Below are 9,415 nucleotides of genomic sequence, written 5' to 3' on the forward strand. Positions count from 1 at the left end.
GTTCCGCTCAGCCGCAGGCAGCCGCCTCTAGGATCTTCATCGCGGAAGTCCACTGGTCGGCCCGGAGGTGCCATGCCCCTGCAGATGAAGTTGAGCGCGATAACACTCGACTGCCCTGATCCGCTGGCTCTGGCGGCGTTCTATCAGCAGGCCACCGGCCTCGAACCCCACCCGAAGTCGGACGCCGACTTCGCGGGTCTCAACTGTGAGGACGGACTCTTCATCGGTTTTCAACGGGTCGACGACTACCGGGCTCCGCGCTGGCCCGACCAGACCGTTCCCCAGCAGCTTCACATCTGCTTCAAGGTCGGGGAGGACCTGGAGGGGGCCGAGGCCCGGCTGCTGGAGCTGGGCGCGGGCAAGCCGGATCACCAGCCTCATGGCGCCAAGGCACGGGTTCTCACCGATCCGGCTGGGCACCCCTTCTGCATCGTCAGAGGCTGATCGGCCTCACGGGACGAGTCAGGTGGCCCCCGGCCGCATACAGGCGCTCTCCGCCCTATGTTCGTGACCTTTCTGGTGTCGCCGAAACATTGCCCACGGCCCCGGGACGCTCAGAGACTTCGGTGCATGCGCAGCTACAGATCCCTGTTCCGCACTGCGGAGTTCACTCCGTTCCTGCTCTCCTTCGCCGCTTTCGCCGCGGCCCAGACGATCGGCGGACTGGCCCTCGCCACGCTGGTCTTCCGGGCCACCGGCTCCCCGTTCCTGTCGGCGGTGAGCATGTTCGGCCCGCAACTGGCGCAACTGCTGGGAGGCGCGTTCCTGCTCTCGGGCGCCGACCGCCTGCCCCCGCGCGCGGTCCTGTCCCTCCTCGCTCTCTCCTTCGCAGTCTGCACGGCGGTCCTCGCGCTGCCCGGTCTGCCGGTCTGGGCGGTCTTCGCCGTCGTGCTCCTGCAGGGTCTGGTCGCGTCGCTGGGCGGCGGAGTGCGCGGGGGCCTGCTGAACGAGATCCTGACCAAGGACGGCTATGTACTGGGCCGTTCGGTGTTCAACATGCTCTGGGGCCTGACACAAATGGCCGGCTTCGCGACCGGCGGCGCGCTCCTGGCGTTTCTCTCCCCGCGGACCTGCCTGCTCCTCGCGGCGGCGATGTACGTGCTGTCCGCCCTCGTCACCCACCTCGGCCTCACGGCCCGCCCACCGCGCTCCGCCGGCCGGCCGTCCCTCTCGGCGACCTGGCGCACCAACGCCCTCCTGTGGTCCTCACGCCACCGCCGTCTGACCTACCTGGGCCTGTGGGTCCCCAACGGCCTCATCGTCGGCGGCGATTCGCTGTATGTCTCCTACGCCCCCGAAGCGGCCGGCATGCTCTACGCGTTCGGCGCGCTCGGGATGTTCGCAGGCGACCTGGCCGTGGGCCGCCTCGTACCGCCCGCCCTGCGCTCTCGCCTCGCGACGCCGCTGCGCCTCCTGCTCGCGGTTCCCTACCTGTTCTTCGTCCTGCGGCCGGGAGTGGCGCTGTCAGCCGTGGCAGTCACCGTCGCCTCTGTCGGCTTCGCCGCGAGCCTGGTCCTCCAGGAACGCCTGATGTCACTCATCCCCGACGACCTCGCGGGTCAGGCCCTCGGACTGCACGCCACCGGCATGGCCGCCTTCCAGGGCATCGGCGCCCTCCTCGCGGGCACGCTGGCCCAACTGACCTCCCCGGCCACGGCGATGACGCTGATGGCGGCCACATCCGTCACCGCGACCCTGACCCTCGCGGCGCTGGGCAGACACGAGGAACGACAGCCGGCCGTCCCGGGTACAGGCCCCGGCCTCCTGTCGGAACCAACCGCCAGGGAGCAGTGAACCGGCTCTTCACCGAAGACCGTGCGGACCCCGCACCACGTCGGCAGGTCGGAATCCGGGTGCGGCCTGTCGGTGCGGTGGTGTGTGATCGGAGCTATGGCGACTGTGCTGGGCAAGCCAGGAGCCGACGGGCTCAGCGAGGATTTGGGTTTGCCGCGGGAGCGGCAGTACGACGACGGGGCACCGATGTAACTGCAACCCCCGGCCGTCCTCGAACCGTGCTAAGTGGTCCGGCAGTTGGCGAGCTCCGCCACGTACTGTGCCCAGGCTGCAACGCCCTGCCCGAGCCGTCGTGTCGTGTGGGATGATCGGCCGCGTGATCGAGACTCCAGCGCGGAAGGGCGTCCTCCGCCCCGCCCGATGACGTGGCCGGACGAGGCCGTGGCCGACGGCACCGCCACGACACCCGCCCACCCTTCCCGTATCGCGCTCTTCGAGGCGATACGCGCCGACCGCACCGGCCCCGTCGCCACCCGACTGCTCCGGCTCACCCACGCCGACACCCCCTTCGTGCGCCGGGAGGCCTTGGACCTCCTCCACAACCTGGCCCACGAACAGCCCTGGCCAGAGGCCGTCAACGCCGCAGTCGCCCGGCTCGGCGACCCCGACGAGGAGGTACGGCGCCGAGCCGCGTGCCTCGTCGGCTACCGCGGACAGCCCGGCCCGGTTCTCGCAGCCCTCGGCGAACTCACCGATCCAGTCGTACGCACCATCCTCGCCAGAGCACTCGGCCCGACCGCCGCCCACCTGACGGACGACGACCTCGCATCGGTCCGCTTCCTCGCCCACCTGGAGACCCTGCGGGAAGCGCCACCCACACGACGGCGCTTCCTGGACGCCGTACTCCTCGACGACGTCCAGGAAGCCGTGCACCACCTGGAGGACATCGGGCACCTCTGGGGCCAGGCCCTGTACAAACTGGGGCGCGAACACGACACGTACGCCCTCGTGGCCCGGCTCCTCACCGACCCCGCCACCCGGGACATCGGCGCCGACCTGGCCCGCGAGGCATGCCACGACTGGCGAGCGGCCCCGGTCAGGCTGCTGCCGCTGCTCATCCAGCACCAGGGCCAGAAGGCCACCCCGGCTCTTGGCGCCGCCCTTACGACAGCCTCGATCTCCGAAGCGGCGAGACGAACGCACGGAGCTCTCCTCATCGAAGTCCCCTCCACACCGCCCCCGAGGGCCCGCCGGATCCCGTCCACCGCGACGGCGTACGACAGCGCATCCGCCGCCGCGCTCCTCGCCGCCAAGCCTGTGGGCATCACCCGCCTCGCCCACGCCTCCGACATCTTCGCGCCCCTGCTGGACGCCGGCCCGCTGACCTTCCGACAGGCGGCCCAGCTGTACAACCTGACCTTCCACCGCCCCGGCCGATCACAAGCCGAGTGCGCCCCACTGTGGCTGCGGCACGCCGGTCATTCCGCACTGCCCCGGCTGCTCGCCCTCATGACACCCCACCTGGCCGACTACGGGTTCGGCGAGTACTACCTGGCGGGCCTCGCCCGGATGGGCAGCCAAGCACACCCCGCGCTGCCGTCCGTGACCGCGCTGACCGACAGCCGTACCCGCATCCCCGTCAACGACTCCACCCGCGACGCCGAGATGAGACTGGACGAAAGCCTTCTGGCCGCCGCTCTCAGCACCCGCCGCGCGATCCACGCGGACGCCGTTCCGCCGCCTCCTGCCCCGCTGTCTCCCCAGTAACCGCCAACTCGAGCTTGCGCTACTCGGCCGCTGACACCATCGACGGCGGTATACCGATCGCCGCGAAGAGACGCCGCCTGGGCTTCAGCAGTCCAGTGTTCTCGCTACCTGTCACCAGACGGTCGGCCTTGTTGTCACCTGCTCCGACCTGTGAGTCCAGCCGGCACTCAAGCGGACGGCGATACCACTGCTCGAAGAGGTTCCACCGGACGGTCAGAAGCTCCAGCTGTAGAGACCACCGCCCGTGCCCACCGCCGACGCCGCGAGCCGGGCAACTCCCTGTAGGACCGCCAGTAGATCGTCGTCCGTCATATCGTCCCCGTCGGCAGATCTGAGCCTCGCAGTCCAGCGACCTGCCAGCTCCTCCAGCTGGGTGGACCTGGCGCTGGCCAACGCCCGGGTCAACCGCGACGGCAGAGCGAACACCTCAACGCCATCGTTCAAAGGGGCGGTGACCCACTCCGGCCACGACCACTCAAGGAGTTGCTCAATCGGTGGGACCTCGGCCGAGGGCTCCTCAAAGTACATGTCCCACTCGGCGATGGCACTGTCCGGCTCAATGAAACGGCAGGTCACGGACTCGAGGGCCGGACCCGGTCCCCGCAGGCGCGTCGCAGCGGCAGTCTCGTCGTCGGGAGCGAGGAAGAACACTATGTCGTGGGCCATCTCCGGATGATGGCAGCTCTCCAGGGTGGCGCCGATGACAGGTATCGCGACCAGGTGACATCCAACTCGACCAGCCACTGTCCTGTCCCAGATGCGTGGGCGGGGCGATGGCCTGACCTGCGGTGCCTACGGTTGTTCGGGACGAGTTGACGGCTGGCGTCCCACTCAACCGTAAGGCAGTTGCTCTTCTGGCATCAGGTGGTTTCGTTGCCCAGTGGATAGCCGATCTCGGCAATGTCCTTTGTCAGGGCGTCCACCGTGACCTCAGGGTTCAAGGCGGCAACCACCTCGCTCGTCAGGGGATGCCGTGCAAGCACGTGCTGAATGGCTGCGAGGGGCACCGGGATTTCGTAGTAGTCCTCGGCGAAGTGCTGGAACGCTTCCGGAGTCCGGTCGGCCAGCAACTGGAACAAACGCTCGGAGCCATCCGGATCGCCGGCACCGTCGTCAGGAAACTCGATCGCCCCCGCATTCCAAGCTCCATCGCCCACCTCCCGCCATGCGCAGGCGGTCACGACGGGCATTCCGTCCTCGTCGGCGAACGCGGGCTCTTCGACGCAGGAGCGGAAGGCTTCCGGGACGTCGTCCAGCACGCCCGGCCACGGCCCGTCGTTGGCATAGGGACTCATGTGTGACTCGTGTGCGAAGCCACGGATGTAGGCACCGACGGCCGAGAAGACGATGGAAAACTCGTCGCCCGATCCGTCGCGCATCGAGGCCACCTCCTCCCCGGCGGACCAGTGCGCGTCGAAGGAGTAGTGCCGATCGGCCCATTCCGGGCTGAGTATCGCTTCCAGCACCGCCATCGAGCGGCAGTGATCGCGAAGCGCGGAAATCTCGGGCAGTTGCCGAGCAACATCGTGAATGGTCACGTCAGCATCCAACATCAGGCGTCTGACAACCACGGAGGCGCGGAGTACCGGGCGACTCGGCGCACGAAAGTGCCGATACGTCGGTCAGGACCTCATTCTGGGAGAGCGCGGACCGCAGGCCATCGAGCTGCTCAACGAGCGGGAGTCGACCAAGCATCCGTACTCCGTATCACGAACAGCCGTTCATGCAAGGCGCGTTGGCCTCTAGCAGGCGTCCGTTGCCCGCGAGCCGAGCAAGGTCAGGACTGAGACATCCGGAACGCGAGATACCGGCTGAAGGCTTCGTGACTGTCGGGAGTGAAGCACCACTCCAGCAGGGCCGACCGCAGCTCCTGCTCGGTCAGCCAGCCATGCCAGGCGACCTCATCAGGATCTGCGGCCACGGCGTCCGGCACCACGGCTTCGTGCACGCCGAGCCAGTGAGGGCTCAAACCGCTGCGGTTGAGGAAGGCGAACAGCAAGCGCGGCAGCACACGAATGCCCAGCTCTTCGGCCAGCTCCCGCGCGGCGGCCTGTTCATAGGATTCACCGACATCCACGGCGCCACCGACCACGACCTCGTAGAGCCCGGGAAAGCGCGACAGCTGCTCCGACCGCCGGTGAACGAGGATCCGCCCACGCTGATCACGACACACCGTCACGGCGACCCGGTGCAGCAAACGCTCCCTGATGGCCTGCCGACGGCTGACCACCACCCCCAGCACGCGATCTTGATCGTCGACACGCTCCACCAGTTCATCCACGACGCACACCCTGGCAGAGCCCACCGACAACGCCGTTTCCCGGCGACTCACAGAACCGGACCCAGAGCACCTGCACCAGGAGGCCGGACCCGGATGACGACAGTCGTCGCGCAAATGCGACACCCACCGTGCCCAGGCTCGCTGGGGCCCAGCAGTGGTTGTGACTGGTCGAGACAGGTGTCACCCCGAGCGGCCCGCGACCTGCGCTTTCACTTCACCCTGGCCGTGCTGACTGTCACCGGCTGGTCGGGATTGTTGTCACTTTCCTCACTCAGTCGCGATGGTTGTCACCAGATCCACATCGCTCGCGCGTCGGTCTGACCTATCTCGTCAACGCCGACTAGATGGGCCGCCTCGGGACCCACGCGCGAAGCCTGGTCCAGCGGGATGGCAAAGCGGTGTTCTCCGAAGTCCACCGCGAGGAGCCGATCCGGAAGCAGCTCGTAGTCGTCGACGGTATTGCCGATGAAGGAGCGCATGAGCTCCAGACTTCCCTGCGCAGGGAAGTGCCATACGCGGCAGCCATACAGGCCGAAGGGGTTGCTCAGTGCCCGCAAGACCGGTCCGTCGAAGTGCAGCTCGACGTAATCGCGCATGAAGCAGATGGCGCTCACCTCCCGGCCCAGAAGCAGCCGGAGAGGGTCACTCGAACCGTCGACGATGGTCACGGGCTCATGCTGCCAGACGCTCCTGCTCCAGCAGGCTCGACCTTCTCCGTCCTTCAGCGAGGGGGCGGTGACGGATGGCGCTGTCCCGTCTCGCTCAAAGTGAGGCATGCTCAAGCTCTGACCTGCGGTGCCTCAGATTGAGCGAGACGTAGGGATGCTGTCCGTCTCGCCCAATCTGAGGCATTCGGCCAAAACCCACCTGCCGCCCCGGTCAAGCTGATGCCTCAGTGCCTTGTGCCATCTCGCGCTCGGCAGCGAACTCGTCGAGGAGCTTGAACAAGACCTTGATCGCCTGCTTCTCGTCCTCGGGCGGTAGGTCCCAGATGTTGTCCCAGCCGTCCGGGATCGCGATGTGGAGGACTTGGCCGGGCCAGGCGTGGTTGCAGTCACTGCCGCGGCGTGCGACGAGCCATTCATGCCAGCCGACGAGTCCGTGCCCGCCGTGCCTGAGGGCGTGCTGGTCGTAGCCGGTCAGGAACGCGGTGAGCATGTGGAAGGAGGTCTTGCCGACGAACATGCCAGGGCGTTGGCCGACGTTGGCGAAGTACTCGCGCTTGCTCATCTCCGAGAGCTGTTTCATGCCTCTTTCCTCGGCCTGTCGTGGTCAGGAGTCGGCATCAGGGCATTCGCGAGCGCTGGTGCTGTCGTCCGAGACGGGGCGAAGCCTGCTGCGGGCGGCTTCCAGTGGCGCGGCATCGCCACGCGCTACGAGAAGACCGCGACCGTCTACCTGGCCGGACTCCACATCGCTGGCATCTTCCTCTGGTCCGCCTGCTGACATAGGGAAGCTGTGTGGTGTCAGCTGACGTAGATCGGTACGCCCATTGTCAGACGCTGCTGGCAGCATCACCGCTATGAACGCCATCTTTACCACCCCACCGCGGCCTTTCGACATCACCGCGCTCTTCCCTCAGCTGGCTCCTCTGGCGCGGACGGCGACCCGGCTGCACCCGCGGCCGGGGGCGCCGACCGTGCACGACAGCTCCGTCGGCGGCCCGCTCCTGTGGCCCGCCGGCGAGCCGTGGCCGCACTGCGACGAGCCGCACGACAGGCACGCGGCGCCGATGGTCTACTCACCGGACGACGTCCGGCTCCTCCGCCGCGACCGCGCCGTAGCGGCCGAGCGGTTGCGCCTCGACCCCGAGGCACCCCAGTGGACCCCCGAGGAACGGGCGACCTGGGAGCGGATCAAGGTGGGCCGCCCGTGGTTCGACGGCCCGATCCCGCTCCTACCCGTCGCCCAGCTCTACGCCCGCGACGTCCCCTTCCCGTGCCCTCCCGACGCGGACCTCCTCCAGGTCCTCTGGTGCCCCTTCGACCACGAGATGGCCCACCCCCGGACAGCCCTCTTCTGGCGCTCCTCCGCCACCGTCACCGACGTTCTCGACGCACCGCCCGAGCCGCCCATCGTCCAGCGGGACTGCTACCTCCCGGAGCCGTGCCTGTTCTCACCGGAGCAGGTCACCGAATTCCCCCACCCCGGGGAGCTGAGCAAGGAGCTCCGGGACCAGCTGGACGACATGAGCCGCTGGGAGACGATCGATCCTGCGCGGTACAACACGTACGCAGACGACCCGGGCGAGCTCTACCAGAACAACCTCTCTACCGCCCCCGGCTGGAAGACCGGCGGCTGGAGCAGCTGGCCCCGCACCGACCCCAAGCCCCGCCCCTGCCCCGAGTGCGGCACCGAGCAGGTCCCGCTCCTCACCATCGCCTCCTGGGAATGGGACGGCGGCAGCGGGACCTGGATCGCCGAGGAGGAACCGACGAACCCGGCCACGCCTCCCCTGGGCGCCAGAGCCAGCAACTTCACCTTGATCGACATCATCGGCGGCTACGACCTGCAGCTCCACATCTGCCCGGCATCCCCGGACCATCCGCACATCGAACTGCTCCCGTGAGCCCTGTGGAAGTCCTCCGCGCCGACGCATACGCCACTATCGGTACCGCGATCGAGTCTCCAGCCAGCAGCCTTGTCCAACTACCAGATGATCCAAACGACGGGCCCTAGAACCGGCCTCACCGGGGCAGTCTGGCTCGCCATCTCCTCGATCTGTCCCAGCTGGGTCACGCTGTGAACGTGCCCCGATCTGGTCCGACTCGCTTCTGGCTTCAGGTGACCGGATTCAGCGGCAGAGTTCCATGATGGTGTCGTCAAAGTCGGGGAACTCTTGTGTGGCCTGCTCGATGATGGTGACTGCCGGTGCGCGGTGGTCTGGTGTGAACTGTTCGGCGATAGCCGCCAGTTCATGATTGGGGCGGGGTATCCAGTCGGGTTCGGGGCCGTGTGCGGTGGACGCTTCCCATGGGCCGAAGCCGTCGGCCAGCAGCCAGAGGAAGGCGGCGAGATTCCGGGCGACGACGCCGGTCTCTCCTTCGGAGCCGAGGAAGACGATGGGCTGCTCGACCAGCGGCCGACCTGGGCGGATCAGCCAGAATGCTGCGTTTCCACCGGTGCCGTCCTGGCCGAACACACGGAAGCCGTCGCCGTTCAGCTCCCCATTGCCGGTCCATGCCCGGAACCAGTCGGTTGTCTCGTCAGCGGTGAGGAAGGCTTCGAAGGGCTCGAAGTCGACTCCGTCCTCGCCGTGGCAGTCGAGTCGGACCGCCATAGCAGCGGCCAGGGCCACGGGGAAACGGCAGTCCTCGTTCGATGTCTGGGCTTGATCCGTTTTGACGGACATCCGAGATCAGGGGTTCAGCCCCGGGAGGATGTCCATCATGGAGAGCATGGGGAAGAAGAAGCCTCGGCCTCGCCGTTCGTTCACGCCGGAGTTCAAGGCCGAGATCGTCGAGCTGTGCCGGCGTGGTGACCGCTCGGTCGGTCAGATCGCCAAGCTTAGATTCAACCGGTCAGAGCAACAGTGCTGGTTGAGGACGGTTTACGTGGCGAGACTGGGTCGGCCGGGGATGTCGGACGAGATGAAGGCCGACTTGTGGCGGCGCTGGAGGGCCGGGGAGTCGA

General features: G+C 67.6%; 11 protein-coding genes. 5 read left to right on the forward strand and 6 right to left on the reverse strand.

Annotated elements, in window-relative coordinates:
• The first annotated feature begins 72 nt into the window (after positions 1-72).
• The 3 genes from G3I56_RS37005 to G3I56_RS37015 all read left to right on the forward strand — a co-directional run bounded on the left by G3I56_RS37005 (position 73) and on the right by G3I56_RS37015 (position 3,501).
• Positions 73-444, forward strand: a complete 372-nt coding sequence (locus G3I56_RS37005; RefSeq protein ID WP_164416882.1) for a VOC family protein — start codon at positions 73-75, stop codon at positions 442-444.
• Positions 445-570: 126 nt separating this feature from the next.
• A complete protein-coding gene (locus tag G3I56_RS37010; protein WP_203691543.1) occupies positions 571-1,794 on the forward strand; it encodes an MFS transporter in 1,224 nt (407 codons plus the stop codon).
• A gap of 360 nt (positions 1,795-2,154) precedes the next feature.
• A complete protein-coding gene (locus G3I56_RS37015; protein WP_164416884.1) occupies positions 2,155-3,501 on the forward strand; it encodes a HEAT repeat domain-containing protein in 1,347 nt (448 codons plus the stop codon).
• Between the two features lie 213 nt (positions 3,502-3,714).
• Here G3I56_RS37015 and G3I56_RS37020 read toward each other — a convergent pair whose 3' ends face one another.
• The 5 genes from G3I56_RS37020 to G3I56_RS37040 all read right to left on the reverse strand — a co-directional run bounded on the left by G3I56_RS37020 (position 3,715) and on the right by G3I56_RS37040 (position 7,030).
• Complete coding sequence (locus tag G3I56_RS37020; protein ID WP_164416886.1) at positions 3,715-4,167, reverse strand: hypothetical protein; 453 nt, start codon at positions 4,165-4,167, stop codon at positions 3,715-3,717.
• A 194-nt stretch (positions 4,168-4,361) separates the two neighbouring features.
• Positions 4,362-5,054 carry a hypothetical protein gene (locus G3I56_RS37025; protein WP_164416888.1) on the reverse strand — a complete coding sequence of 231 codons (693 nt, stop codon included), beginning with the start codon at positions 5,052-5,054 and terminating at the stop codon, positions 4,362-4,364.
• Positions 5,055-5,278: 224 nt separating this feature from the next.
• Positions 5,279-5,782 (reverse strand): NUDIX domain-containing protein, encoded by a 504-nt coding sequence (locus G3I56_RS37030; RefSeq protein WP_343240165.1) that lies wholly within the window; start codon positions 5,780-5,782, stop codon positions 5,279-5,281.
• 287 nt (positions 5,783-6,069) lie between these two features.
• Positions 6,070-6,450 (reverse strand): hypothetical protein, encoded by a 381-nt coding sequence (locus G3I56_RS37035; RefSeq protein WP_164416892.1) that lies wholly within the window; start codon positions 6,448-6,450, stop codon positions 6,070-6,072.
• Between the two features lie 211 nt (positions 6,451-6,661).
• Positions 6,662-7,030 carry a hypothetical protein gene (locus G3I56_RS37040; RefSeq protein WP_164416894.1) on the reverse strand — a complete coding sequence of 123 codons (369 nt, stop codon included), beginning with the start codon at positions 7,028-7,030 and terminating at the stop codon, positions 6,662-6,664.
• Between the two features lie 274 nt (positions 7,031-7,304).
• On the opposite strand from G3I56_RS37040, the gene G3I56_RS37045 reads away from it, so the two are divergent.
• Entirely contained in the window at positions 7,305-8,351 is a 1,047-nt protein-coding gene (locus G3I56_RS37045; protein WP_164416896.1) for a hypothetical protein, read from the forward strand.
• Between the two features lie 225 nt (positions 8,352-8,576).
• On the opposite strand, the gene G3I56_RS37050 is transcribed toward G3I56_RS37045, so the two are convergent.
• Positions 8,577-9,062, reverse strand: a complete 486-nt coding sequence (locus G3I56_RS37050) for an SMI1/KNR4 family protein (RefSeq protein WP_239135323.1) — start codon at positions 9,060-9,062, stop codon at positions 8,577-8,579.
• Positions 9,063-9,180: 118 nt separating this feature from the next.
• Here G3I56_RS37050 and G3I56_RS43430 point away from each other — a divergent pair.
• Positions 9,181-9,415: transposase (locus G3I56_RS43430; protein ID WP_203691545.1), on the forward strand; the 235-nt coding region annotated here is incomplete at its 3' end.

This window comes from Streptomyces sp. SID12488 (assembly GCF_010548275.1).
In the GTDB taxonomy this organism is placed as follows: domain Bacteria; phylum Actinomycetota; class Actinomycetes; order Streptomycetales; family Streptomycetaceae; genus Streptomyces.